Here is a 25,440-nt window from a genome sequence, read left to right as displayed (position 1 = left end):
CGCCTCAGCACTTGCACTTCGCCCTTGGCTTGGGCGGCGGGGCAGTGCTGCGGAACTCCGCCGGGGTGAGGTACTGGTCGTGGTCGGCGTCGGCCTGGCCGAACTTGTCGACGGTGGCGACGGCCCATTCCTCGAACGTCAGCAGATTGTTGTGATCCTTGTCGAGCGCGCGAAAGCCGTCGGCGCGGGTCGAGAGCATTTCACTGCGCGAGATGCGATGGTCCCGGTCGCGGTCGTAGCGGAAGAAGCGGCGTTCCTCGCGCGTGAGCTGCGTGGCTTCGGGAAGTTCGGGCCCGTTGAGATCGCCCGGGTCGGCGCTCGGCAGGGCAGCCAGCGCTGTGGATATCGCTTCGGGCGGCGGGGCACCGGCTTCGACTGCCGCGCGTCCCTGCCACCAGAACAGGCCGATGCCCATCATGACGAACACGGCGAAGCCGCCGAGCAGGAAGCGATTCATTGCGAGGCCTTTCATCAGGCCCGCAACCTAGAGCGCCCATGCCCCTGAGCGGAAATTACATCCCTGTCATCGGGCCTGAAATCAGAAGCCCAGCAATCCGAGCCGCATCGCCTTGAGCACCGCCGCGGGCGAGGTGGCCGCTTCCTCGCCCTTGTCCAAGCGGCGATCGGCGAGGCCGTGAAGCACCATCAGTGGGCGCAGCCGGCGCGAAAGGCGCACGCCCCTCGCCCGGTCGGTCAGCGCCAGCGTACGGGCGGCGTCGCGCTCGCTCTCATGGCCGAGGCGCATGGCGAGGTCGGCCAGCGCCCATGAACGAGCGAGGCGCTGCACGGCGGCGAGTTCGCGGTTGCAGCCGAGCGCCTGCGCCAGCGTGGCGAAAGACGCGGCGCGGCCCTGGGCCATCGCCTCCAGCGCCGAAGCGGGCAGCGGCGCTGGGCCGGTGAGCGCTTCCCAGCCGTTGACGAGACTGACGAGGCCGCCGTGGTGCCCGTCCCAAGTGCGCAGCAGCGCCAGCAGCGGTTCGCCCTCGGGCCATTTGTCGGCGGGCTGGGAGAGCGACTCGCGCCACCATGATAGGCGCAGCTGAGCCAGCATCGGCTCGCGCGAATTGCGGAGGAGTCCGGCAAGGCGCGTGTCGAGCGCCAGCAGCGCCAGCGTCTGCACGCGTGCGGACCTGGGCGCATAGGCCAGCGCGAGCCGCGATACCGTGGGCAGCGACTGGACGAGGATGTCTTCGTTCGAAGCGGGGGTGGGTTCGGGGGCGGGTGGAGTGGTCACCCGGCCTCCCTAAAGCAGTGCGGGTCCCATGCAAGCGGGACTCAGAAGGTCAGCCGCATTCACCAGGCACAACAAAACCTCGTCATCCCCGCGAAAGCAGGGACCCAACTGATGCCGGTCCAATGCGGCGGGTCATCAGATGGGTTCCCGCCTTCGCGGGAATGACGAGGTTTTGGTATTGAGCCGGAGTATCAAGTCGCGGGTGCGGCCACTGAGCCGCGCCCCGCGCATCCAGATCAGCGGTAGGTGACCTTCTTGACCGCCTCGACCACGCGCTTGGCGTCGATCAGGGCGAGCTTCTCGAGGTTGGCGGCGTAAGGCAGCGGCACGTCCTCGTTGCAGACGCGCACGACCGGGGCGTCGAGGTTGTCGAAGCCTTCCTCCATGCAGATCGCCGAGATTTCCGACGCGATCGAGCAGACCGGGAAGCCCTCTTCCGCGACGACGAGGCGGTTGGTCTTGGCGAGGCTCGCCAGAACCGTTTCCTTGTCGAGCGGGCGCAGGGTGCGCAGGTCGATGACTTCGGCGTCGATGCCCTCGGCGGCCAGCGTCTCGGCGGCTTCGAGCGCGAGGCCGACGCCGATCGAGTAGGACACGATCGTCACGTCCTTGCCTTCGCGCATGATCCGCGCCTTGCCGATCGGCAGGACGTGGTCGTCAAGCTCTGGCAGCTCGAAGTTGCGGCCGTAGACCAGCTCGTTCTCGAGGAACACGACCGGATCATCGCTGCGGATGGCGGCCTTGAGCAGGCCCTTGGCGTCCGACGCGTCATAAGGCGCGATGACCACCAGGCCGGGCACGTTGGCGTACCAGGGGCCGTAGTTCTGCGAGTGCTGCGCGCCGACGCGCGAGGCGGCGCCGTTGGGACCGCGGAACACGATCGGGCAGCGCATCTGGCCGCCGGACATGTAATTGGTCTTGGCGGCCGAGTTGATGATGTGGTCGATCGCCTGCATGGCGAAGTTGAACGTCATGAACTCGATGACCGGACGCAGGCCGCCCATCGCTGCGCCGGTGCCGATGCCGGCGAAGCCGTACTCGGTGATCGGGGTGTCGATGACGCGGGTGGGGCCGAATTCCTCGAGCAGGCCCTGGGTTACCTTGTAGGCGCCCTGGTATTCGGCGACTTCCTCGCCCATCACGAAGACGCGCGGATCGCGGCGCATTTCCTCGGCCATGGCGTCGCGAAGGGCGTCGCGGACGGTCGAGGTCTTCATGTTGGTGCCGTGGGGCAGTTCGGGATCGCGCGCGGTCTTGATCTCGCTGGCGAGATTGGCGGTGCCGCTCTCGGCAGGCTTCTTGTCCTCGGCGGGCTTTTCGCCCTGCTGGGGTTCTTCGGCCACGGTCTTTTCGGCGGGCTCCTCTGCCTTGGCAGCCGGTGCCTCGGCAGCCGAAGCATCCTCGCCTTCGCCGGTGAGCGTGGCAATCACGGTGCCGACCTTCACGCCTTCGGTGCCTTCGGCTACGAGGATCTTGCCGACCACGCCTTCGTCGATGGATTCGAACTCCATCGTCGCCTTGTCGGTCTCGATCTCGGCCAGGATGTCGCCGGAGGAGACTTCATCGCCTTCCTTGACCAGCCACTTGGCCAACTTGCCCTCTTCCATCGTCGGCGAGAGAGCGGGCATCTTCAGTTCGATCGCCATCTCAGTAGCTCTCCACCAGTACGTCGGTATACAGTTCGGGCGCCGAGGGTTCCGGCGAGTTCTCGGCGAAGTCGGCCGACTGCGCCACCTGCGCGCGGACGCGCTTGTCGATTTCCTTGAGGCTTTCCTCGGTCACGCCCATGCCCATCAGTTCGGTCTTGGCGTGGTCGATGGGATCGCGCTTTTCGCGCACGCCCTGGACTTCCTCGCGGCTGCGGTACTTCGCAGGGTCGGACATCGAGTGGCCGCGATAACGGTAGGTGTTCAGTTCCATGAGCACCGGGCCATTGCCGCCGCGCACGTATTCGAGCGCGACTTCGGCGGCCTTGCGGACCTCAAGGACGTCCATGCCGTCGACCGACATGCCGGGGATGCGGAACGCGGTGCCGCGGCGGTGGAAGTGCGTCTCGGCCGAACCGCGCTTGACCGCGGTGCCCATGGCATAGCCGTTGTTCTCGATCACGAAGATGATCGGCAGCTTCCACAGCGCTGCCATGTTGAAGCTCTCGTAGACCTGGCCCTGGTTGGCCGCGCCGTCGCCGAAGTAGGCCATCGCGACGCCGCCGTCCTCGCGGTACTTGTGGGCGAAGGCGAGGCCGGCGCCGAGCGAGACCTGCGCGCCGACGATGCCGTGGCCGCCGTAGAAGCGGTGCTCCACGGAGAACATGTGCATCGAGCCGCCCTTGCCCTTCGAGATGCCGGCCTCACGCCCTGTCAGCTCCGCCATGATGAGCTTGGGATCGATGCCGTAGGCCAGCATGTGACCGTGGTCGCGGTACCCGGTGATGACCGAGTCCTTGGAATTGTCGAGCGCGGACTGCAGGCCCACGGCGACTGCTTCCTGGCCGATGTAGAGGTGGCAGAAACCGCCGATCAGGCCGAGACCGTAAAGCTGGCCCGCCTTCTCTTCGAAGCGGCGGATGAGCAGCATCTGCTCGTAAAGGTGGAGGAGTTCCTCCTTGCTGGGCACATAGCGGCGGTCGGCATCGAGAGCCTGCTGGAGGCTGCGAAGGGCGAAGTCCGCCTCGTCGATGGCGGCGTCGGTGTTCTCGGCTACCGGGGCGTCAGTCTTGGCTTTGGGCAACGTGTGCTCCCCCATCGTTGGTGCGATCGTTATGGAGGGCGGTATAGGAACGCCGCTTGAAAAGCGAAAGCGCCGAGGCTCGTTTTCAGCCTCTGAACGTGGCCTTTTTTGCAACGAGGTTTGCAAAAAACGGCATCGTACCATCTCTCCAACGAGAGAACGCGCGAGACGTCAGTGGAGTTGCATCACCATCTCGTCGGGACGTGCGACGTTGAGGCGGCTGCGCACCAGTTCACCCGCGAGGTCCGGGTCCATCTTGCGCTGGTCGAGCAGGGCGACGCGGTTCTTGAGCCGGTCACGCTGCGCCTGCAGTTCGACGAGCTTGGCGCGGCGCTCCTCGAGGAGGTGCTGGTTCTCACCCCAGGCGAGCAGGCCACTGGGTCCGGCGACGCAGTAAAGACCCATCAGCAGGAGCACGGCGAGGGCAAGGCCCTGCACGAGACGATCCCTGGCAATGTTGGCTTCCTGTCGCACGGTCCGCATGGCCTCATAGAATCACAGGTGATTCGCCGTTACAAGAAAAATTGCTAACGGATTCCGGCCATTTGCGACAGTCGGAGGCTTTCTGCCTGGCCCGGGAGCCTGCCGTTAGGTGTTGATAAGTTTCCGCAACCGTCAAGTGTTCACTCGGCTACGCTTTTTGCCGTCGCATCGCGGTTCCGATTTGCTGCACTTGCTGCTAGGCGCGGCGCCATGTTGACCATCCGTGACATCACCGTGCGCCTCGGCGGCCGAACCATCATCGACGGCGCCAGCGCCACGCTCCCGCAGAACGGCAAGATCGGCCTGATCGGCCGCAACGGCGCGGGCAAGTCGACGCTGGTGAAGACAATCATCGGCGAACTCGATCCCGACGGCGGCTCGGTGGAAATGCCGCGCCGCTCGCGCCTCGGCTACATCGCACAGGAAGCGCCCAGCGGCACCAGGACGCCGTTCGACGCGGTGGTCGAGGCAGACACCGAACGCACCGCCCTGCTCGCCGAGGCGGAAACCTGCACGGACGCCAACCGCCTCGGCGACGTGCACGAGCGCCTGATCGCGATTGACGCCTATACCGCCCCTGCCCGCGCCGCGCGCATCCTCGTCGGCCTCGGCTTTGACGAGGAGATGCAGGGCCGTCCGCTCGACAGCTATTCCGGCGGCTGGAAGATGCGCGTCGCGCTGGCCTCGCTGCTGTTCTCCGAGCCCGACGTCATGCTGCTCGACGAGCCTTCGAACCACCTCGACCTCGAAGCGACGCTGTGGCTGGAGAACTTCCTCAAGAGCTATCCCAAGACGCTGCTGGTCATCAGCCACGAGCGCGACCTGCTCAATACCGTGGTCGACCACATCCTGCACCTCCAGCGGGGCAAGCTGACGCTCTACCCCGGCGATTACGACAGCTTCGAGCGCCTGCGCGCCGAACGCGCCGCACAGGCCGAGGCCGCGCGGGCCAGCCAGGACGCCCAGCGCAAGAAGCTGTCCGAATACGTCGCTCGGAACTCCGCCCGCGCCTCCACTGCGAAGCAGGCGCAGTCGCGCGCCAAGATGCTGGCCAAGATGCAGCCGATCGCGGCGATGGCGGAAGATCCCTCGCTCAGCTTCGACTTCCCGAGCCCGAACGAACTGCGCCCGCCGCTCGTCACGCTCGACCTCGCGGCCGTGGGCTACGAGGCGGAGAAGCCGATCCTGCGCCGCCTCAACCTGCGCATCGACCCCGAGGACCGCATCGCCCTGCTGGGCCGCAACGGCAACGGCAAGACCACGCTGGCGCGCCTGCTCGCCCGCCAGCTCGACCCGATGGAAGGCTCCCTCACCTTCTCGCCCAAGATCCGCATCGGCTACTTCACGCAGTACCAGGTCGAGGAACTGCCTTCGAACTCCACGCCGCTCGAACTGATGACGCGCGCGATGGAGGGCAAGCCGCCGCTCGCCGTGCGCGGGCAGCTCGGACGCTTCGGTTTCTCGGGCAACCGCGCAACCTCCGAAACCGGCACCCTGTCCGGCGGCGAGCGCGCGCGACTGGCGCTGGCGCTGGTGACGCGCGACGCGCCGCACATGCTCATCCTCGACGAGCCGACCAACCACCTCGACGTCGATGCGCGCGAGGCGCTGGTGCAGGCGCTCAATGCCTTCGAGGGCGCGGTGATCCTCGTCAGCCACGACCGCCACATGGTCGAACTGGTCGCCGACCGGCTCGTCCTCGTCGATGGCGGACTGGCGGAGAACTACGACGGGTCCATGGAGGACTACGTCGACTTCGTGCTTGGTCGCAACCAGCCCAAGGCCGACAGCACCGGCGCCAAGTCCGACGCTCCGGTCAAGAAGTCCGGCGCCGTCGCGCGCGAGGAACTGAAGGCCCTGCGCAAGAAGGTCACCGAGGCCGAGACGCGCATGAAACGCCTGCAGGTGCAGCTCGACGACATCGACGCCGCCCTCGCCAGCCCCGGGACTGCCACGGGCGTCAACATCGGCGAACTCGGCAAGCGCCACGCCGCCGTCACGGCCGAGATGGCGCTGGCCGAGGAAAGCTGGCTCGAAGTCAACGAGGTCCTCGAAACCCTGATGGGCCGGGGCAAGTGAGCGTCGCCTTCCGCCGGGAAGGCGACGACGAACATCTCGAGCCCAAGTTCGAACTGCCGCTCCCGCCGGGGCCGAACCTCGTCACGCAGGCGGGGTTGGAACTGATCCGGCAGCGGATCGGCGAGTTGGAGGGCACGATCAAGGCGCTGACCGATGACACCGCGCTGAAGTCGGCCACGCGCGACCTGCGCTACTGGCAGACGCGGCTCTCCACCGCCGAGGTGCAGCCCGAGCCTTCGGGCGACAAGGTCATGTTCGGGAGCCGGGTGCGCTTCGCGCTGGAGGGCAAGGAGCGCGAGGTTTCCATCGTCGGCCACGACGAGGCGGAGCCCGCCAAGGGCCGCCTTGCGTTCTCCGCACCGCTGGCCCGCGCGCTGCTGGGCTCCGAAGCCGGCGAGTTCGTCGACTTCAACGGGCGTGAAGAGGCGATAGAAGTTCTGGCGCTTCTGCCGGGCTGAACGCCCGCGCCTTCGTCATCCCGGCACAGGTCCGGCGACGGTATCAAGGCGGGGCGGCCTCACAGCCGCCCCGAACCCATCAATCAGTCAGGACGACCCTTGCGGGGCTTCTTGTGGAACGGCTTGCCGCCTGCGGGGCGATCCGGACGCGGACCCGAGGTCGGGCGCGCACGGTAGGGGGCTTCTCCCTCGCCGCGCGGCTGGGCGGAGTAGCCCTGACCGCCGCCATTGCCCGGATGCGGGCGACGGCCGCGTCCCTGCGGGCCTTCACGGTCGCGGCTGCGGTGCTTCGCGACGTCGCGCGGGGTTTCGGTCGAGCGCTCGATGAGGACGGTGGCTTCGTATTCGCCATCGGGATTGGCGGTGCGCTTGACGGCAGCCGCAAACTGGTCGGCCATTGCGGTCGGGATCTGGAAGTGGGTCTCGTCGGCCGAGATGCGGATCTGGCCGACGGCGTCGCGAGTCACGTGACCGCGGCGGCACAGCACCGGCAGGATCCAGCGGGCTTCGGCGTTCTGCTGGCGGCCGGCGTCCATGCGGAACCACACCACGTCGTCGAAACCGGGACGCTCACGGCGTTCGCGGCTCTCGGGCGTGTTGCCGATGAGTTCCTCGGGCTGCGGCATGGCGGCGCGGTGCGCGACCACCAGGGCAGCGGCGATATCCTCGGCGCTGACCTTTTCAAGCAGCACGCGGGCGATCTCGCGGTCGTCCTCCTCGGCCTCGACGGGCGCGAGCAGCTTTTCCATCAGGCGTTCGCGGTCCTGCGCACGAATGGCCTCGAGCGTCGGCGCTTCGCCCCACTCCGCCTCGATGCGCGCGCCGCGCAGCATCATCTCAACGCGGCGGCGGCGCGGGTAAGGCACCAGGAGCACGGCGGTGCCCTTGCGCCCGGCGCGCCCGGTCCGGCCCGAACGGTGCTGCAGCGTTTCCGCATCGCGCGGGATCTCGACGTGAACGACGAGGCTGAGCGTGGGAAGGTCGATACCGCGCGCGGCGACGTCGGTGGCGACACAGACCTTGGCGCGGCGGTCACGCAGCGCCTGCAGCGCGTTGTTGCGCTCGTTCTGCGAGTGCTCGCCCGAGAGCGCCACGGCAGAGAAGCCGCGCTCGACGAGGGTGGCGTGCAGGTGCTTCACGTTGTCGCGCGTGGCGCAGAACAGGATCGCGGTTTCGGCATCGTGGAAGCGCAGCAGGTTCACCACCGCGCGCTCGATGTCGGACGGGGCGACGGTGACGGCCTGATACGAGATGTCGCCGTGGCCGCGGTTATCGCCCACGGTCGAGATGCGCAGCGCATTCTTCTGGTAACGCTGGGCCAGCGCCTCGATCGGGCGCGGCATGGTCGCCGAGAACAGCAGCGTGCGGCGGCCTTCCGGGGTCGCGTCGAGGATTTCCTCGAGGTCCTCGCGGAAGCCCATGTCGAGCATCTCGTCGGCTTCGTCGAGGACGATGGCGCGCAGCGACGAGAGGTTGAGCTTGCCGCGCTCCAGATGGTCGCGAAGGCGGCCCGGAGTACCGACGACGATGGTCGCGCCGCGCTCGAGCGCCCGGCGCTCCTTCACGGGGTCCATGCCGCCCACGCAGGTCACGATGCGCGCGCCGGTCTTGGCGTAGAGCCATTCAAGCTCACGGCTGACCTGCTGCGCCAGTTCGCGCGTCGGCGCGATGGCAAGGGCGAGCGGGCCTTCGGAATAGGGAATACGGCCGTCTTCGATCAGTTCATCGCCCATGGCGATACCGAAGGCGACGGTCTTGCCCGAGCCGGTCTGCGCCGAAACGACGAGGTCGCGGCCACGCGCTTCGGGTTCGGACACGGCGGTCTGCACCGGCGTGAGCGTTTCGTAGCCATGCGCTGCGAGGGCCTCGGCGAGAGGCTGGGGAAGTTGCGAAAAGGTCATAACTGGCAAATCAATCCTGCCGCTTGAGCGGCTTTGGCGAGCTTAGGGAGGGCTGCGAGGGTCGCCCGCAGGCGCTCCGATTGGGCCGCCCATAGACGAAAGCGCAGCAATTTGCGCGCACCAATTTCACTTTACTGCAAAATATGCAACCGAGCGGCCATCCGCGGGCCGCAAAAGCAGCTTCAGTTGACACCCGGCCAGAGCGGTCGCGAGGTGGGCCGGGCGTCCGGACGCTCTTCGGGAAGTGTCTCGAAACTGGGCTGGAATCCGAGCAGTACGTACATATCCCGCTCGAGGAACGGGGCCGCGTCGCCCGCGCTCATATCGACCCGCGCGCATTCGCCCAGGCCCGGCAGATTGGTCCGAAAAAGTCCTTTGCGTACAGGTGTTACGCGCATGACAGATATACCCTTGGATGTGTTGGCCGGCACTTGGAGGGCGCCCGCTAACGATCCCGACCCCGGCGATCAAGCCGGCCGGGAAGCTGTCATATTTCCGCAAGACAGGCAAGTCCGCCCCTCGTCCCAGGTATGCTTGAGGTTGAGGTGGGTCTTGCGCATAACCACGGGCCATGAATCGCCCCCTTCCCGCCGCTTCCGTGGCCGCGCTCGTCGCCGCCGACCCTGCCCGCGCGCTGCCGATGCTGCGACAGGCGATCCTGCGCGACGAGAACGACGCGCCCGCGTATCGCCTGCTCGGACGTGCGTTGCGGGCACTGGGCCGCGAAACCGAAGCCGTGCTGGCGGAGGACGAGGCGATCCGCGCCTCGGTCCACGATCCTGAGCTCGTAGCGATTGCCCGTGCCCTCATCGCGGGCGACCTCCCGATGGCGGAAGCCGGCCTGCGCCAGCGCCTGCGCGAGCAGCCGACCGACGTCGCGGCGATCCGCATGATGGCGGAACTGGCCGGACGGATCGGGCGCTACCGCGACGCCGAGGCCCTGCTGCGACGCGCCCTGGAACTGGCGCCCGGCTTCCTCGCAGCGCGGGCTAATTTGGCGATCGTGCTCTACAAGCAGAACCGCTTCGCCGACGCGGTGGGCGAACTCGACGCCGTGCTGGCGGCGGGCGGCGCGGACGCGGGCAATCTCAACCTGCGCGCGGCGGCGCTCGGGCGGACAGGAGACTACGAGGAAGCGAGGCGCATCTACGCCGACCTTACCGCGACCTTCCCGGCACATGCGCGCCTCTGGATGAGCTACGGGCATATCCTGAAGACGCTGGGCGAGCAGGCGCAAAGCGTCGCCGCCTATCGCCGAGCGCTGGAGATCGAACCGGGCCTCGGCGAAGTCTGGTGGAGCCTTGCCAACCTCAAGACATGGCGCTTCGAGGACGACGACGTCGCGGTCATGGAAGCCGCGCTCAGCGGCAAGTCGCTGCCCGAGGACGATCGCCTCCACCTGCACTTCGCGCTCGGCAAGGCGCTGGAGGATCGCGGCGAGGCGGCGCCATCGTTCGACCACTACGCGAAAGGCAATCGCCTCCGCCGGGACCAGCTGGACTACGAACCCGCCAGTGCCAGCGCGCAGGTCGACAGCGTGATCGCGACGTTCACGCCCGAGTTCGTCGCCGCGCGGGCCGATGCCGGCCACCCCTCGCCCGAGCCGATATTCATCCTCGGCCTGCCGCGCGCCGGATCGACGCTGATCGAGCAGATCCTGTCCAGCCACTCGCAGATCGAAGGCACGATGGAGTTACCGGACATCCCCGCCATGGCCATGCGCGAGGCCCAGGCCGCCGGTGGCCATGCCCGCGACTGGCCCGAGGCGCTCGCCGCGATGCCCCGCGACCGCCTGACCGATCTCGGCGCCGAATTCCTCGAACGCACCCGCATCCAGCGCAAGTCCGGCAAGCCGTTCTACATCGACAAGCTGCCCAACAACTGGGCCTACCTGGGCTTCATCGCCATGATCCTGCCGAACGCCCGGATCATCGACGCGCGGCGCCATCCGCTCGACTGCTGCTTCTCCAACTTCCGCCAGCACTTCGCCAAGGGGCAGCCGTTCTCCTACGACCTGGAACACGTCGGGCGCTATTACGCCGACTACGTCAGGGCCATGTCGCACTATGACCGCGTCCAGCCCGGCCACGTCCACCGGGTGATCCACGAGCGGCTGCTCGACCATCCCGAGACCGAAGTACGCTGGCTGCTGGACTACCTTGGCCTGCCGTTCGAGGAATCGTGCCTCGAATTCCACCGCAACCCGCGCGCGGTGCGCACCGCGTCGAGCGAGCAGGTCCGCCGTCCGATCAACCGCGACGGCGTCGGCCAATGGCGTCCTTATGAGGACTGGCTCGAACCGCTGAAAGCCGCACTCGGCGACCTGCCGGCGACTTACGCGAAAGTCTGACGGCAAGTTTGTGGCAGAAATGTCATACATCGCAGTGCACAATGCGTTTTACCCGGCGCACCTATTGTCAAAGCTCATGAACTGTGGCGCTTTCCTTGCAGGGCAATAACAGGGGTACACGGGTGGTTTCATCGCGTCTGGCTTCTCGTCGCAGCGCCGTCGTCGCACTGCTTGGTTCCTCCGCTCTTGCTGCAGCGCAACCAGCGCTCGCCCAGCAGGCTCCCGCCGAGGAACAGAGCGATGTAATCATCGTCACCGCCCTCAAGCGCAGCCAGAACATCCAGGACGTGCCGATGGCGATCACCGCGCTCGGCGGTGAGAAGCTGCGTAATCTGCAGGTCAAGGAACTGCAGGACGCGGTTAAGTTCATCCCTTCGGTCACGATCCAGACCACCCAGCCCGGCTTCAGCCAGGTCTATTTCCGCGGCGTCGCCTCGGGCGAGAACGCCAACCACTCCGGGCCGCTGCCGACAGTCGGCACCTACCTCGACGAAATGCCGATCACGACCATCCAGGGCGCGCTCGACATCCATGCCTACGATATCGCGCGGGTGGAGGCGCTCGCCGGGCCGCAGGGCACGCTCTACGGCGCCAGTTCGATGGCGGGCACGATCAAGATCGTGACCAACAAGCCGGACTATGCCGGAACCTACGGCGCGGTGGACGCGGAGCTGAACACCGTTGCGCACGGCGATATCGGCGGGGTCGCGCAGGGCTTCCTCAACTTCAAGCTGTCCGACCGTTCGGCCCTGCGCGTCGTCGGCTGGTATCGCCGCGACGCGGGCTACATCGACAACATCGCCGGCAGCCGCACCTACCCCGTCTCGGGCATCACGCAGGACAATGCCGACCTCGTCGAAAAGGACTACAACGACGTCGAGACTTACGGCGCCCGCATGGCGCTCGGCATCGAACTGGACGACAACTGGACGATCACTCCCACGCTGATGGGCCAGATCCAGAAGACCCACGGCAGCTTCGCGCAGGAACGCTCCAGCGCGGTCAGCAAGAAGCTGCAGACCGTCCAGTACAATCCCGAGGGCAGCAAGGACGAGTGGTACCAGGCCGCCCTCACCATCGAAGGCAAGCTGGGCAACTGGGATCTCGTGGCGACAGGCGGCCTGCTCAACCGCAAGGACCGCACCGAGTCCGACTACTCGGATTACTCGTATTTCTACGATGCACTCTACGGTTCGGGCGAGTTCCTTTACGACAACGCCGGCGATCTCGTCAGTCCGAACCAGTACATCCAGGGCCGCGACAAGTACCGCCGCCAGTTCGGCGAACTGCGCGTGACCTCGCCGCAGGAGAACCGCCTGCGCCTGATCGCCGGCATCTTCGCCCAGCGCCAGACGCACTACATCACCCAGAACTACATCATCGACGGCATCGCCGATTCGATCACGGTCCCGGGCACCGACAGCGACATCTGGCTGACCAAGCAGAAGCGTGTCGACCGCGACTATGCCGCCTTCGGCGAACTCAGCTTCGACATCACCGACGCCTTGACAGCCACCGGCGGCCTGCGCGTCTACAAGTACAAGAACTCGCTGGTCGGCTTCTTCGGCTACAGCGACGGCTACTCCAGCCGCACGGGCGTCGCCGCCTGCTTCGACGATCCCATCGTCAAGGGCTCGCCCTGCACCAATCTCGACGCGAAGACGTCCGACACCGGCTCGATCTACAAGGCCAACCTGACCTACAAGCTCTCCCCGGACTGGCTGGTATACGCCACATGGTCGCGCGGGTTCCGGCCCGGCGGCATCAACCGTCGCGGCGGGCAGCCGCCCTATGCGCCCGACACGCTCGACAACTACGAATTCGGCTGGAAGAGCCAGATCGGCGCCTTCACCTTCAACTACGCGATGTACCGGGAGGACTGGAGCAACATCCAGCTCTCGTTCCTCGGCGAAAACGGCCTGACCCTCATCCGCAACGCCGGCGCGGCGCGGATCTACGGCGTCGAGTTCGACCTCGGCTACCGCAAGGACGGCCTGACGCTGGGTGCGGGCGGCAGCTACAACGACGCCAAGATCACCAAGGACTTCTGCCAGTTCGCCAACAGTTCGTTCGACTGCACGATCCCCGGCCCGGACGGAGCAGACAACGCGCTACTGGCCCAGGCCGGCACGCGCCTGCCGATCACCGCCTCGTTCAAGGGCAATGCGCTCGCCCGCTATGAATTCCCGCTGGGCAACTGGCAGGGCCATATCCAGGGCTCCGTCAACTACATCGGCAAGCGCCGCAGCGACCTTCGCGACGCCGAGAACGCCATCAAGGGCGAGTTCGACGCCTACACCACCGCCGACTTCAGCATCGGCGTGAAGAACGACGTCTGGCGCTTCGAAATCTATGCCAACAACGTGTTCGACAGCAACGGCGTGATCAACAGCTCGGTCCAGTGCCTGGAAACCACCTGCGGCGATCCCGATGGCGTGAGCGGCACCGGAGGCGTATTCTATGACTACGCGATCCGGCCCAGGATCATCGGCCTGAAGGTCGGAAGGGACTTCTGACCTTTTGAACATCGGGAGAGGCGAGGTTTCAGGGACAGTGAAGAACGACGGGCGCCTCGGCCTCGTCGCGGCGATGGCGCTGGTCGTGGGCAACATGATCGGCTCGGGCGTATTCCTGCTGCCCGCCAGCCTCGCACCGTTCGGATGGAACGCCGTCGCCGGATGGGTGATGACCACGGCGGGCGCGATGGTGCTGGCCTACGTGCTGGTCGGCATGACGCGTGCCCTGCCCGAGGCCGGTGGGCCGCCTGGCTTCGTCACCACCGCTTTCGGACCTACGGCGGGGTTCTTCGTCAGCTGGATCTACCTCGTCTCGATCTGGACGACGGTGGCGACGATCGCGGTGGCGGCCGTCAGCTATCTCTCGAACATGATCCCGGCGCTGTCCGCCGGAGCCTTCCGCCCCGCGCTCGCCGCGCTGGCGCTCGTCTGGCTGCTGGCGCTATTGAACCTGCGCGGCGTGAGGGCGGCCGGCGGCTTCCAGATCGTCACCGTTGTGATCAAGATCATCCCGCTGGTCGTCGTCATCGTCATCGCCGCCGCTCTGTTCGCCAGCGGTGAAGCACGGGTGACGCCCGTGGACGCGGTGCCGGTCACCCCCGGCTCGGTCAACGCGGCGGCCACGCTGACGCTCTGGGCGCTCGTTGGGTTCGAGTCCGCCAGCATCGCTGCCACGCGTGTGCGCAACCCCGAAGTGAACATCGCTCGCGCGACCCTGTGGGGCACGGCGCTGACGGGCGTGCTCTACCTGCTGGTCTGCTCGGCCATCGCGCTGCTCCTGCCGATGGACGTCGCCGCGGCCTCGCCCGCGCCTTTCGCCACGTTCGTCGCGCGTTTCTGGAACCCGGGAGCGGCGGCGCTAGTGACGGCGTTCGCCGTCATCAGCTGTGTCGGCGCGCTCAACGGCTGGACCCTCCTGCAGGCGGAAATGTCGCGTGACATGGCAGAGCGCCGCCTCCTCCCGCAATGGTTTGCCGTCACCGACGCACGCGGAACACCCCGCCGAGCGCTGCTGGTCTCCACGTTCATCGCCACTCTGTTCGTGGCGATGAACGGTTCGCGCTCGATGCAGGCGCTGTTCGAATACCTGCTGCTTCTCTCCACTTCGGCGACACTGTGGCTCTATCTCGCCTGCGCGATGGCCGCGTGGCGCCTGCGCGTGTGCCGGGCGCTGGCCGCACTCGGCGGCGTCTACGCGCTATGGGCGTTGTGGGGCGCGGGCATCGGCGCGAGCGGCCTGAGCTTCATCCTGATGGCGCTGGGCCTGCCAATATGGCTCTGGACGCGCCGGACCGAGCGCCGCTAGCCCAGCAGGGCGTCGAGCCACTTCTCCACCAGGCCTTCCGCCTCCAGCGGCGTAAAGGGCGCCTTGCCCAGGCTCAGCTCGAGCCAAAGCCCGTCGATCAGCGCGGTCAGCGCCACGGCAGGCAATCGCGCATCCGCCAGCCCCGGATGTACGGCGAGGATCAGCTCCTCGATGCCGCTGCGGAACTCACCGTAGATCTCGGCATGAAGTGCACCGATGCCGCCGTCCACCGGCGTCATGCTCCAGAACGCCAGCCACGTCGCGAGCAGTTCGGGGTCGGCGATGGGCCGGCGGAAGCTGGCGGTGAGATAGGCCAGCAGGCGATCGCGGGGGGCCTCCCCGGCGCCCGCCACGGCCTCCTCCAGCGCATGAGACACGCGGTTGCCGGTCCAGCGATAAGCCTCGGCGATGGCCTGGGAGACGCCGCCGAAATAATGCCGCAGCAGTCCCGGCGATACCCCCGCCGCCGCGCAGATCGTCCGCACCGACGTGCCCGCGACGCCGTGCTGGGCGAGGCACCGCGCAGTGGCCTCGACCAGGCTCTGGCGGCGCTCGTCGGGATCGGCCCGTCTGAAGGATTGATGCTCGCTCATGACCTTGTTATACGATCGTATAGCAAGGAGCCCGGGATGGCAACGCAGGCCGCCGAACACATCATGACCGACCCGCTGGAAGGCTGGAGCCTGCCGGCCTGGACTTACTCCGACGCCGATTTCTTCGAAGCGGAAAAGGAGCGCGTCTTCGCGCCCAGCTGGCAGATAGTCTGCCATGAAAGCGACCTGCCCGGCCGGGGCGACTGGCATACGCTCGACTACATCGGGGAAAGCGTGATCGTCGTGCGCGGCGCCGACAGCATCCTGCGCGCCTTCACCAATGTCTGCCGTCACCGCGGCTCGCGCATCGTCGACGGCGCCAGCGGCTGCGCGAAGAAGCTCGTGTGCCCGTACCATGCATGGACATACGACCTCGACGGCCGGCTGACGGGGGTTCCGGACAGCGCCAGCTACCCTGCCTTCGACCGCGCCGGGCACGGCCTCGCTCCGGTCCAGATCGAAGTCTGGCGCGGCTTCGTCTTCGTGCGCCTCGTCGATGACGGCGGGCCCTCGGTGGCGCAGATGATGGCGCCTTACGAGGCCATGGTCGAACCCTACCGCTTCGAGGAACTCGAGGCGCTCGGCCGCGTCACCCTTCGTCCGCGCGAGGTGAACTGGAAGAACATCGGCGACAACTACTCGGACGGCCTGCACATTCCCGTCGCCCACCCCGGCCTCACCCGCCTGTTCGGGCGCAGCTACGGTGTCGAGGCGAAGGCCAACGTCGACCGCATGTGGGGCGACCTGATGGACACCCCCTCGCACAACTGGTCCGAGCGGATGTACCAGCGCCTGCTGCCCCCGGTCCCGCACCTGCCGGCAGACCTCCAGCGCCACTGGCTCTACTTCAAGCTCTGGCCGAACGTCGCCTTCGATATCTATCCCGACCAGGTCGACTTCATGCAATGGCTGCCCGTCAGCCCGACCACCAGCCTGATCCGCGAGATCAGCTACGTGCTGCCCGATGATCGCCGCGAGATGAAGGCCGCCCGCTACCTCAACTGGCGCATCAACCGGCAGGTCAACACCGAGGACACCGAGCTCATCGCCCGTGTCCAGGCCGGCATGGCCTCGCGCAGCTTCTCGGTGGGGCCGCTGTCCGACAAGGAGGTGTGCCTGCGCCACTTCTGCAAGCGGATGCGCGACATCATTCCCGAGGCGCGATCCGAGCGCCGCCCTGCCCCCGGTTGGAGCCAGACCCGATGACCCAGAAGTACGATGCGATCATCATCGGCGCCGGCCACAACGGCCTTACCTGCGCCTTTTACCTCGCCCGCGCCGGCCTCAAGGTGCGTGTGCTGGAGCGGCGCGACGTCGTGGGCGGCGCGGCGGTAACCGAGGAGTTTCATCCCGGCTTCCGCAACTCGGTCGCCAGCTACACCGTCAGCCTGCTCCAACCCAAGGTGATCGCCGACATGCGCCTCGCGGAGCACGGCTACCGCGTGATCGAGCGGCCGATCAGCAATTTCCTGCCGCAGGAGGACGGCGGCTACCTCAAGCTCGGCGGCGGCCTCGAGCGTACCCAGGCCGAGTTCCGGCGCTTCTCCGAGCATGATGCGCAGGTCCTGCCCGCCTACTACGACGCGCTGGAAGGCGTCGCCGAAGTCCTGCGCGACCTTGCCCTCAAGACTCCGCCCGAGGCCGGCGGCGGCTGGCGCGCGCTCATCGACGCGGCGCTGCAAGGCCGCAAGCTCGCCGGCCTGTCGATCGAGGCGCAGCGGGATGTGCTCGACCTGTTCACCAAATCGGCGCGCGGCCTGCTCGACGGCTGGTTCGAAAGCGAGGCGGTCAAGGCGGCCTTCGGCTTCGATGCGGTCGTCGGTAACTATGCCTCGCCCGATACGCCGGGCAGCGCCTACGTGCTGCTCCACCACGTCTTCGGCGAAGTGAACGGCAAGAAGGGCGCCTGGGGCCATTCGGTCGGCGGCATGGGCACGATCACGCAGATCATGGCCAAGGTCTGCCGCGACCTCGGCGTCGAGATCAGCCTGGAGGCGCCGGTGGACCAGGTGCTCGTCGATGGCGGCAAGGTCGCGGGCGTGCGCCTCGAAAGCGGCGAGGAGATCGCCGCCCCGCGCGTCATCGCCAACGTCGGGCCCAAGATGCTCTACGGCAAGATGATCGCCGAGAGCGACCTGAACCCCGATTTCGCCCGCCGCATGAAGGGCTTCAAGGCCGGCAGCGGGACCTTCCGCATGAACGTCGCGCTGTCGCAGCTGCCGCGCTTCACCTGCCTTCCCGAGCCGGGCGAGCACCACCGCTCGGGCATCATCATCGCGCCGACCCTCGACTACATGGACCGCGCCTTCTTGGACGCGAAGCAGTTCGGGTGGTCCAAGGCACCGATCGTCGAGATGCTGATCCCCTCGACCATCGACGACAGCCTTGCCCCTCCGGGCCAGCACGTCGCCAGCCTGTTCTGCCAGCAGTTCGCCCCCGAACTTCCGGACGGCCGCGACTGGGACGTGGAGGAGGACAAGGCCGCTGACACCATCATCGACACCGTCGAGGCCCATGCACCGGGCTTCCGGGCCTCGATCCTGGGCCGGCAGATGCTCAGCCCCAAGGGCCTCGAGCGCAAGTTTGGCCTGGTCGGCGGCGACATCATGCATGGCAACCTGACACTCGACCAGATGTGGTCAGCGCGTCCGGTGCTGGGCCACGGGGCGTACCGCGGGCCGATTAAGGGCCTCTACATGTGCGGCGCGGGAGCGCATCCCGGCGGCGGCGTGACCGGCGCACCGGGGCACAACTGCGCCCATGAGGTCATAGCGGACAAGGGCCGGTTCGGGCGGTTTCGGGCTTAGGCACCGGATTCACCCGGCGCGGCAGGAGCGCGCATTCCCTCAGGGGCCCGCGCTGTTGTCCAGCGTGAAGTCATAGGCGTAGTTCAGGGGCTCGCCATTGTACGAAAGGCCCGTGATCTCGACATGGTAGGGCGTGCCGGCGACGAGACTGCCGGCACTGAACTCGAGCGCCGTGGCATAACCTACGCCGAGGTTGCTGCGGCTTTCGATCCTGCTGGGAACCACGCCTCCCGCCGTGCTGACGATGACGCGGGCCCGGGCAAGATCGACCTTGAGATTGTTCCAGCGATTGACCTTGTCGACGATCGGCGAAAAACTGAGCAGCGCGCCTTGTTGGTAAAACCGCTGCGGATAATCGCCAAACGGGTAAGCGACGAAGTCCGGCACCGGACCGCTCGGCGGCGGCTCGGAGGCGAACTTGAAGGTCTTCAGTACCGCGGCCGAAGTGCGGTTCCCGTCGGCCGTCTGCCCTCCCACGCGGCCGAAGGCGACCTGCGTGACGAACGGCGACAGCAGCCAGCGCCGATGGCCGGTCCCGCGCATCATGTTTCTCACATCGGTCAGCCAGCCGACCAGGTACTCCCGCGATGTTGAAAATGCGAGGTACGGAGATACCATGCCGCCGGCAAGATTGCTGGATCCCGCGCCCACTGCGCCCGGCACTGAGTAGCACCGCCAGTTCGTGGGCGGTTGATGGCTCAACTGACCATTCGCCGCCATCATCAGCGCGGCAGCCATGGTCTCATCCTCGCTCGACCGATCGTAGGTTACGGGTGGGACGCCATGCGCTGCGCGAATTTCGTTCAGCGTAGTCAGGACGGACGCGCGTTCGCTGTCCGTGATCCTGCCCGCCACGCAGCGCGAAATGTCCGGCGGCAAGGCGAACAGAGCGGCTTCCTCCTGGCCGAATGCCTGGTCTCCCGGCACAAACCAGCTTGGTCTCGGCACCAGTTGCGCAGAAGCGGGAGTGCATGTTCCAACAGAACCAGCGACGGTGAAGATGATTCCGTATTTTCCGATCATCGAACACCCTTCCGAGCGGACTTAAACACAGCCCCTCGATCATAGCGCTCGGCATTTCTTTAAATATCGGTAATCCTCCTATTCTTGTTTATACCAATACTGGTCGTGCATTCCGCCGCGCAATAACTGAATTTATTCGATTGTTCGCAGTTACCGTCATATCAGTCGAAGATCGCGAGAACCCGCCCCCTCCCCCCAAGGCGCTACCGCACCACCACGCCATCCTTCATCACGTGCGCCACGCTTTCCAGCACGCTCACGTTCGAGAGCGGATCGCCCGAAACGGCTACCATGTCGGCGAACTTGCCCGCCTCGATCGAGCCGAGTTCCTTGTCGTGACCGATCAGCGTGGCGGCATCGAGGGTGGCGGCGCGGATGGCCTGGGCGGGGGGCATGCCCCAGCGCACCATGTAGGCGAACTGGCGCGCGTTGAGCCCGTGCGGATAGACGCCGGAGTCCGTGCCGTAGCCGATCTTCACGCCCAGCTTCACCGCCTTGGCGAAGGCTTCGCGCTGGGCCAGCGTCGTCTCGCGGTTCTTGCGCAGGTATTCCTCGGGCCAGCCGTCGCGGGTGCCCTCCTGGTCGATCCAGTCGCCGTCGTAGACGTCCATGACGAGCCAGACCCCCGCCTGCTTCGCCATGGCAAGGCCCTCGTCGTCGATCAGGCTGGCGTGCTCGATGCTGCGGACGCCGGCACGGATCGCGGCCTTGATGCCCTCCGCACCGTGCGCGTGCGCGGTGGCGTAGCTGCCGTGCACCTTCGCCACTGCGACGACGGCGCGCATCTCGGCGTCGGTCAGTTCGACCTGCCCCGGCTCGGTGCCGATGGCGAGGACGGCGCCGGTGGCGATCATCTTGATGAAGTCCGCGCCGTGGTCGAACAGGTATTCGGTCTTCTCGCGCGCCTCGCCCGCGTCATGGACCACGCCGAGCCGCATGTCGGCGGGCAGCTGGTCGTTGGGGACGACGCCGTTGAGTTCGCCGCCGCCGCCGGGTTTGGTGATGTAAGCCCCGGCCACGAACATGCGCGGGCCCGGCACCATGCCGCCCGCGATCGCGTCGCGCAGTGCAACGTCGGTGAGGCCGCGATAGGTGCCGACGTCGCGCACGGTGGTGAAGCCGGCGTCCAGCGTGGCCTTGGCGTTGTGCGCACCGATCAGCGCCGTCGCCTGCGGCGAGGTCTTGAGCGGCACCGCGAGGTCGGCGCTCTGCCCGGCATCGGCGAGATGGGTGTGCAGGTCGATCAGCCCCGGCAGCACGGTGTAGGCCGACCAGTCGAGCGCCTCGGCGCCCGGCGGCGGCGCGGCACAGGGCTCGACGCGAGCCACGCGCGCACCCTCGACCAGCACGCACTGGCCGGTTTTCTCCGTGCCGCTCGCCACGTCGAGCAACCGCCCGGTGGTGACATAGACCGAGCGCGCCGACACCGGCACCGCAAGGGTCCCGAGCATCAACGCGGCGATTGCGGCCGTGCGCCTCACTTGGACGCCAGGTCCTTGAGAAGGGTCGTGTAATAGGTCACGCCCGGCGCGACGTTGACCAGCGAGATGCGCTCGTTGAGCCCATGCGAGAAGTCGTCCGAATCCTTGCCCATCGACGAACTCGCGCCGTAGCTGGGCACGCCCAGCGCACGGTACCACATCGAATCCGACGCGCCCGAGGACTGGGTCGGGATGATCGGCACCGGACCCCAGGCGGCCGTCACCGCCTTGCGGGTGGCAGCGATGAAGTCCGGGCGCAGCGGAGATGCGGGCGCCTCGACCGAGTCGTCGCCGGTCACGTCGCTGAATTTCGCGGCGGGCATCGCGGCAACCTTCTGCAGTTCTGCCATGATCTCGGCGCGGGTGTGGCCGGGGAAGATGCGGCAGTTGATGTTGGCGGTCGCGCTCTGCGGCAGCGCGTTCTGGGCATGACCGCCCGAGATCATCGTCGGCACGCAGGTCGTCGAGACCTTGCCGACGGTCGCCGGGTTGGCGCGCAGCACGGCGAGCGCGGCGGCATCCTCGGGGTTCGCCACGAAGGCCCTCATCGCGGCCGCCAGCTTGGGATCGGGCTCGATCTTGGCCGTCTCCGTCCACGACTGGCGCGTTATGTCGTTGAGTTCGGGCTTGAAGCGGTAGGCGCCGATCTTCGCCATCGCCTCGGACAGCTGGACGATGGCGTTGTCCGGGCGCGGCGCGGAGCTGTGGCCGCCGGGATTGGTGACGTCGACCTTGTAATCGACGTAGGTCTTCTCGCCGCCCTGCCAGGTCCAGAACAGCGGCTTGCCGGTCTTCTCGTCCAGCGTGCCCGAGGAACCGTCGACGTTGAGGACGATGCCGGCGTTCTTCAGGCGCTCGGCGATCACCTTCGAGGTGTCCATGGTGGTCTCCTCGTCGCCCGAATAGGCGATGACGATGCTGCGCTTGGGCTTGAAACCCTCGCGCCGCAGTTCGATCACCGAGGACAGCGCCAGCGCGGCCTCGAACTTGGTGTCGCTGGCACCGCGGCCGTAGAGGTAGCCGTTCTCGACCACCGGAGTGAAGGGATCGCGCTCCCAGTCGGCAGGCTTGGCCTCGACCACGTCCATGTGCGCGGAAAGGACGACCGGGCCGAGCGAGGGATCGCTGCCCTTCCAGGTGGCGATCAAATAGGCGGTGTCGTCGAGCGGCAAGATCTCGATATCCTTCGGCTCCCAGCCCGCCTTGAGCAGCGCATCGCGCAGGACTGCCGCCACTTCGCCCGTCTTGTTGCCGGGGCCGCGCACGGAGCGCAGGGCGATGGTCTGCTTCGACAGTTCCAGCACCTGCTGCTCCGCCTCGGGATGGCCCTTGGCCTGCGCGCCGGTGGAGGCCAGCAGGCCAAGCGCCGTCGCGGCGCCGAGGGAGAAATATGCCGGAAAATTGAAGCGCATCGATGATGTCCACTGCCAGGTTGCGACCGTGCCCGTGGCCACCAGAATCGCGAGGCGGCGTGCGGGCTTGGCGCATCCTGTGCGCGGCTTTCGGCCTGCGCAAGGACGCTAATGCGAGGGCTAAGTGCGAGAAGAAAGGGCCGCGACCGGAACCGCCATCGACGCGGCCGCCTCGAGCGAGCGGCCGATCGCGTTGCGGCGCGTGACGTTGAGCTTCTCGAGGATGACGTGGACGTGGTTCTTCACCGTCGCCGGGCTGATGCGCAGGGTGCCGGCAATCTCCTTGTTGGACAGGCCGTGGTCGATGAGACAGGCGATTTCCTGCTCGCGGCGGGTCAGCGCGGCGCTCGGCAGGGCATGGGCGCACGACAGGGCGGCGACCCGGCGCACCAGCATCGCCGCGAGGCGCGGAGAGATCACCGCCTCCCCCTCCAGCGCAAGCAACGCCGCCTGGCACAGGTCCTCGATCGTGCCCTCAGCCCCCACGAAGGCGCTGATCCCTGCTTCGGCGCAGGCCAGCGCCTCATCGTGGCTGGCCACACCGAAGCCGATGATCGGCGCTCCGTCGATACACGCCCCGATGCGCCGCGACAGGGCCAGCGATGCGGGACGCGACATGTCGAGGAACACGACCTCGGCCTCGCATCCGGCCACGACGGAGAGGACGTCGCACGCATCCGCCACGCGGACGGGCCCGAAATGATTGCTGCGCCCAAGTCCGGCGGCGACGCTGTCCCGATAGAGAAGCACGTCGCTGACGACCAGCGCACAATGTTGAACTTGTTGTGCCAAAGTCAGAGCCCCGATCAACAGATGAGATATTCTGTCAACTTACTCGGACGGATCGGATTCTGTTCCTGCCGAACACCATGCCGGCGGGAATGTCCTTTTCCGACCTCACAACCCCGCCGAGGAAGCTAGTCCCCGCACTTCGATTCGCAAAGTTACAATGGCCGTCGCAACTTCGCGCGCTGCGTTCCCTGATGATCGGGCCATGCCGCCCACGCGGCGATATCCGGACATTTCGGCCCGGACCATCCACCATTCGCGCCGATGAGCTGCCGCACAAATGAGACGAGGCGATAAGGGACCACCGTCGGGCAGCGCTGATCGGCGGCGTCGGCAGGGGACCGTCGCGTGGGCCGCCGTGTTCATGCGGCGCCCGCCGCACTGCCCTAGCATCGGGGCCAAGCGTCACCTTCCCTCCGTCCCAGCAGAGGCCCGATGCAAAGGATCCGCGTCATGCTTGGCGAAATGCCGCCCATGCTTTCCTCGATGATGAAGGTCCTGTTCGCGGGCGTGGACAGCATCGAGATCGTCGAGCAGCGGCAAGACCTCGCAGAGATCGATGTCCTGCTGCTGCGCGCCGGCAGCCTTTCGGAGTGCAAGGCCCTGCTGGGCGACATCGCCCGCGCCGCGCCGGTCGGGGTCGTCGCCATCAGCGAAAGCGGGGAGCAGGGAACCGCCTACCGCCTCTCCAGCGAGCCTGTCGCGGTATCCGCCGAAGGCCGGCTCGACCTCGTCGGCGCGATCCGGGCGGCGGCAGGCCGCGGCGGGCCGGACCTGCACTGATGGCTACGCATCAGGCCCTCGCCGCGATCGGCGCCGCGATCAAGGGGCTGCTGGCCGAGCGCTACCCGCGCGCCGAGTTCGATGCGCTCACGGTCGACCTTGTGCAGTACCGCGACATCGAGAAGGGCCTTGCCGGAGAGGGCTTCGGCATCTTGCTGTGGCGGGTCGCCATCAACACCCAGCGCCGCGCGCGGGGCGCCCGGACCGACGTGATGGGCAACCGCTTCCGCCCGTCGCTGCCGGTGGACCTCAGTTTCCTCGTCATTCCCTATTCGGCCAATGCGGAGAAGCACCTGCGCATGCTCGGCTGGGCGATGCGCGCGCTGGAGGATGCTGGCACCCTCACTGCCACGCAGCTCAACCACTACCTGGCCGAGAGCAACGTGTTCGCGCCGGACGAGAACGTCGAGATGGTCTGCGACCCCCTCTCCGTGGGCGATCACCTCTCGATGTGGGACCGCATGCGCAAGCATCCGCCGATCGGCGCCAACTACCTCGTGCGCATGGCGCTGATCGACAGCACCCAGACGATCGAGACTTATCCCGCCGTAATCGAGCGCGAATTCCAGGCTGGCGTTTCCGCCGATGGCTGACTTTGCCTCTCCCGCCTCGATCGACCGCGTGGTGCTGCCCCAGCCGATCGCGCTCATGTTCCGCGACGCCTCGGACCTGGCCCGTGTCACCGACGGGCTGGAGGTCAGCGTGCACGACGAGAAGCTGCCCTTCGTGCGCCGCACGCTGCGCAGCCTGCCCTCGGGCTGGTGGACCACGCAGCGCCTGCCCGGCTTCACCGGCTGGCCGTCCGACCGTGACCGCCGCTTCGTGGTCGAGGTGAAGGACCGCCTCGGGCGCTACCTGCCGGCGCGCTTCGGCCTGACGGTCGGCAAGGCGCCCCCCGCCGTGCGCCCCGGCACGCCCGGAGCGATCAGCCCGTGGCCGAAATGGCCCGGCCTCAACGCCTCGCGCACTGGCCCGGTGCGCCCGGACGGAGCGCCGGCGGGCTATCAGCCCGACTATCTGCCGCTGTTCCCCACCGTCGCCCGAGCGGCACCCGGCCCCCGCGCCGAAATCCGCGCTCAGTTGCTCGTCCGCGAGCCCGGCGGAGAGACACGCGCCGCCAGTTGGGCGGCGATGACCGTGCAGGTCGGGTCGCGCATCGTCGGCCTCGGGGTGGCCGATGCGGGCGGCGCGATCGTCACCGCCTTCGCCTATCCGCCCTACCCCGCGCAGGTCCCGAGCAGCGACCCGCGCCCGGCGATCACCTGGCCAGCCAGGGTCAGCGTCTACTTCGACGACCTCGGCGCCGCCCTTCCCGACCTCGAGGACATTCTCGGCCAGCTCGGCGGCACCTCGGTCACCGCGCTGGGGAAATTGCCTGCCGACCCGCTCGACCTGCAACAGCTCACGCTGGGCCGCCCGCTCGTGCTGCGCACCGCCACCAGCGACACGCAAACCGCCTCCAGCCTCTTCCTCCAGATCGCATGAGACAGAAGGA

Annotated in this window: 21 protein-coding genes; 10 read left to right on the top strand and 11 right to left on the bottom strand. The window is 67.2% G+C overall.

Annotated features, from left to right (window positions below; genetic code table 11):
- Window positions 1-4: 4 nt before the first annotated feature.
- From PMI02_RS20240 to PMI02_RS20220, 5 genes are all read right to left on the bottom strand, one after another.
- On the bottom strand, window positions 5-457 hold the full coding sequence (locus tag PMI02_RS20240) for a hypothetical protein (RefSeq protein WP_007686381.1): 453 nt from the start codon (window positions 455-457) through the stop codon (window positions 5-7).
- 81 nt (window positions 458-538) lie between these two features.
- The gene (locus PMI02_RS20235) at window positions 539-1,234 is read right to left on the bottom strand and encodes a hypothetical protein (RefSeq protein ID WP_007686379.1); all 696 of its coding nucleotides are present in this window, start codon (window positions 1,232-1,234) and stop codon (window positions 539-541) included.
- Between the two features lie 236 nt (window positions 1,235-1,470).
- A complete protein-coding gene (locus PMI02_RS20230) occupies window positions 1,471-2,880 on the bottom strand; it encodes a pyruvate dehydrogenase complex E1 component subunit beta (protein WP_007686377.1) in 1,410 nt (469 codons plus the stop codon).
- Window position 2,881: 1 nt separating this feature from the next.
- Complete coding sequence (pdhA, locus tag PMI02_RS20225; RefSeq protein WP_007686374.1) at window positions 2,882-3,964, bottom strand: pyruvate dehydrogenase (acetyl-transferring) E1 component subunit alpha; 1,083 nt, start codon at window positions 3,962-3,964, stop codon at window positions 2,882-2,884.
- A 171-nt stretch (window positions 3,965-4,135) separates the two neighbouring features.
- A complete protein-coding gene (locus tag PMI02_RS20220) occupies window positions 4,136-4,447 on the bottom strand; it encodes a septum formation initiator family protein (protein ID WP_007686372.1) in 312 nt (103 codons plus the stop codon).
- 210 nt (window positions 4,448-4,657) lie between these two features.
- Between PMI02_RS20220 and PMI02_RS20215 the strand changes: the two genes are divergently transcribed.
- Together PMI02_RS20215 and PMI02_RS20210 are read left to right on the top strand one after the other, a co-directional pair.
- Window positions 4,658-6,526 (top strand): ABC-F family ATP-binding cassette domain-containing protein, encoded by a 1,869-nt coding sequence (locus tag PMI02_RS20215; protein WP_007686370.1) that lies wholly within the window; start codon window positions 4,658-4,660, stop codon window positions 6,524-6,526.
- The gene (locus tag PMI02_RS20210; RefSeq protein ID WP_007686368.1) at window positions 6,523-6,984 is read left to right on the top strand and encodes a GreA/GreB family elongation factor; all 462 of its coding nucleotides are present in this window, start codon (window positions 6,523-6,525) and stop codon (window positions 6,982-6,984) included. The genes PMI02_RS20215 and PMI02_RS20210 overlap by 4 nt, the downstream gene beginning before the upstream one ends.
- Before the next feature lie 83 nt (window positions 6,985-7,067).
- Here the strand turns inward: PMI02_RS20210 and PMI02_RS20205 are convergent, their stop codons facing one another.
- Entirely contained in the window at window positions 7,068-8,885 is a 1,818-nt protein-coding gene (locus PMI02_RS20205) for a DEAD/DEAH box helicase (protein ID WP_007686365.1), read from the bottom strand.
- 571 nt (window positions 8,886-9,456) lie between these two features.
- On the opposite strand from PMI02_RS20205, the gene PMI02_RS20200 reads away from it, so the two are divergent.
- From PMI02_RS20200 to PMI02_RS20190, 3 genes are all read left to right on the top strand, one after another.
- On the top strand, window positions 9,457-11,235 hold the full coding sequence (locus PMI02_RS20200) for a tetratricopeptide repeat-containing sulfotransferase family protein (protein WP_007686362.1): 1,779 nt from the start codon (window positions 9,457-9,459) through the stop codon (window positions 11,233-11,235).
- A 122-nt stretch (window positions 11,236-11,357) separates the two neighbouring features.
- The gene (locus PMI02_RS20195) at window positions 11,358-13,751 is read left to right on the top strand and encodes a TonB-dependent receptor (protein ID WP_157222616.1); all 2,394 of its coding nucleotides are present in this window, start codon (window positions 11,358-11,360) and stop codon (window positions 13,749-13,751) included.
- A 37-nt stretch (window positions 13,752-13,788) separates the two neighbouring features.
- On the top strand, window positions 13,789-15,057 hold the full coding sequence (locus PMI02_RS20190; RefSeq protein WP_007686358.1) for an APC family permease: 1,269 nt from the start codon (window positions 13,789-13,791) through the stop codon (window positions 15,055-15,057).
- Here PMI02_RS20190 and PMI02_RS20185 read toward each other — a convergent pair.
- Entirely contained in the window at window positions 15,054-15,650 is a 597-nt protein-coding gene (locus PMI02_RS20185) for a TetR family transcriptional regulator C-terminal domain-containing protein (RefSeq protein ID WP_007686356.1), read from the bottom strand. The genes PMI02_RS20190 and PMI02_RS20185 overlap by 4 nt on opposite strands.
- 36 nt (window positions 15,651-15,686) lie before the next feature.
- On the opposite strand from PMI02_RS20185, the gene PMI02_RS20180 reads away from it, so the two are divergent.
- Together PMI02_RS20180 and PMI02_RS20175 are read left to right on the top strand one after the other, a co-directional pair.
- Complete coding sequence (locus PMI02_RS20180) at window positions 15,687-16,856, top strand: aromatic ring-hydroxylating dioxygenase subunit alpha (RefSeq protein WP_007686355.1); 1,170 nt, start codon at window positions 15,687-15,689, stop codon at window positions 16,854-16,856.
- Window positions 16,853-18,457 carry an NAD(P)/FAD-dependent oxidoreductase gene (locus PMI02_RS20175; RefSeq protein WP_007686353.1) on the top strand — a complete coding sequence of 535 codons (1,605 nt, stop codon included), beginning with the start codon at window positions 16,853-16,855 and terminating at the stop codon, window positions 18,455-18,457. Before PMI02_RS20180 ends, PMI02_RS20175 begins: the two co-directional genes overlap by 4 nt.
- Before the next feature lie 39 nt (window positions 18,458-18,496).
- Here the strand turns inward: PMI02_RS20175 and PMI02_RS20170 are convergent, their stop codons facing one another.
- From PMI02_RS20170 to PMI02_RS20155, 4 genes are all read right to left on the bottom strand, one after another.
- On the bottom strand, window positions 18,497-19,480 hold the full coding sequence (locus PMI02_RS20170) for a CAP domain-containing protein (RefSeq protein WP_007686351.1): 984 nt from the start codon (window positions 19,478-19,480) through the stop codon (window positions 18,497-18,499).
- 203 nt (window positions 19,481-19,683) lie between these two features.
- Entirely contained in the window at window positions 19,684-20,931 is a 1,248-nt protein-coding gene (locus PMI02_RS20165) for an amidohydrolase family protein (RefSeq protein WP_036504711.1), read from the bottom strand.
- A 26-nt stretch (window positions 20,932-20,957) separates the two neighbouring features.
- Window positions 20,958-22,373, bottom strand: coding sequence for a M20/M25/M40 family metallo-hydrolase (locus PMI02_RS20160; protein ID WP_007686347.1), 1,416 nt, complete (start codon window positions 22,371-22,373; stop codon window positions 20,958-20,960).
- A 120-nt stretch (window positions 22,374-22,493) separates the two neighbouring features.
- Window positions 22,494-23,165, bottom strand: coding sequence for a response regulator transcription factor (locus PMI02_RS20155; RefSeq protein WP_157222615.1), 672 nt, complete (start codon window positions 23,163-23,165; stop codon window positions 22,494-22,496).
- Window positions 23,166-23,615: 450 nt separating this feature from the next.
- Here PMI02_RS20155 and PMI02_RS20150 point away from each other — a divergent pair, with 450 nt between their 5' ends.
- The 3 genes from PMI02_RS20150 to PMI02_RS20140 are packed head-to-tail and all read left to right on the top strand — an operon-like array spanning window position 23,616 to window position 25,430.
- The gene (locus tag PMI02_RS20150; protein ID WP_007686344.1) at window positions 23,616-23,945 is read left to right on the top strand and encodes a hypothetical protein; all 330 of its coding nucleotides are present in this window, start codon (window positions 23,616-23,618) and stop codon (window positions 23,943-23,945) included.
- Window positions 23,945-24,538 (top strand): DUF4255 domain-containing protein, encoded by a 594-nt coding sequence (locus PMI02_RS20145; protein ID WP_007686342.1) that lies wholly within the window; start codon window positions 23,945-23,947, stop codon window positions 24,536-24,538. Before PMI02_RS20150 ends, PMI02_RS20145 begins: the two co-directional genes overlap by 1 nt.
- The gene (locus PMI02_RS20140) at window positions 24,531-25,430 is read left to right on the top strand and encodes a hypothetical protein (RefSeq protein ID WP_007686340.1); all 900 of its coding nucleotides are present in this window, start codon (window positions 24,531-24,533) and stop codon (window positions 25,428-25,430) included. Before PMI02_RS20145 ends, PMI02_RS20140 begins: the two co-directional genes overlap by 8 nt.
- Window positions 25,431-25,440 lie beyond the last annotated feature (10 nt).

Origin of the sequence: Novosphingobium sp. AP12 (assembly GCF_000281975.1) — a bacterium.
Classification (GTDB): domain Bacteria; phylum Pseudomonadota; class Alphaproteobacteria; order Sphingomonadales; family Sphingomonadaceae; genus Novosphingobium.
This window is presented reverse-complemented; position numbering and strand designations above follow the sequence as displayed.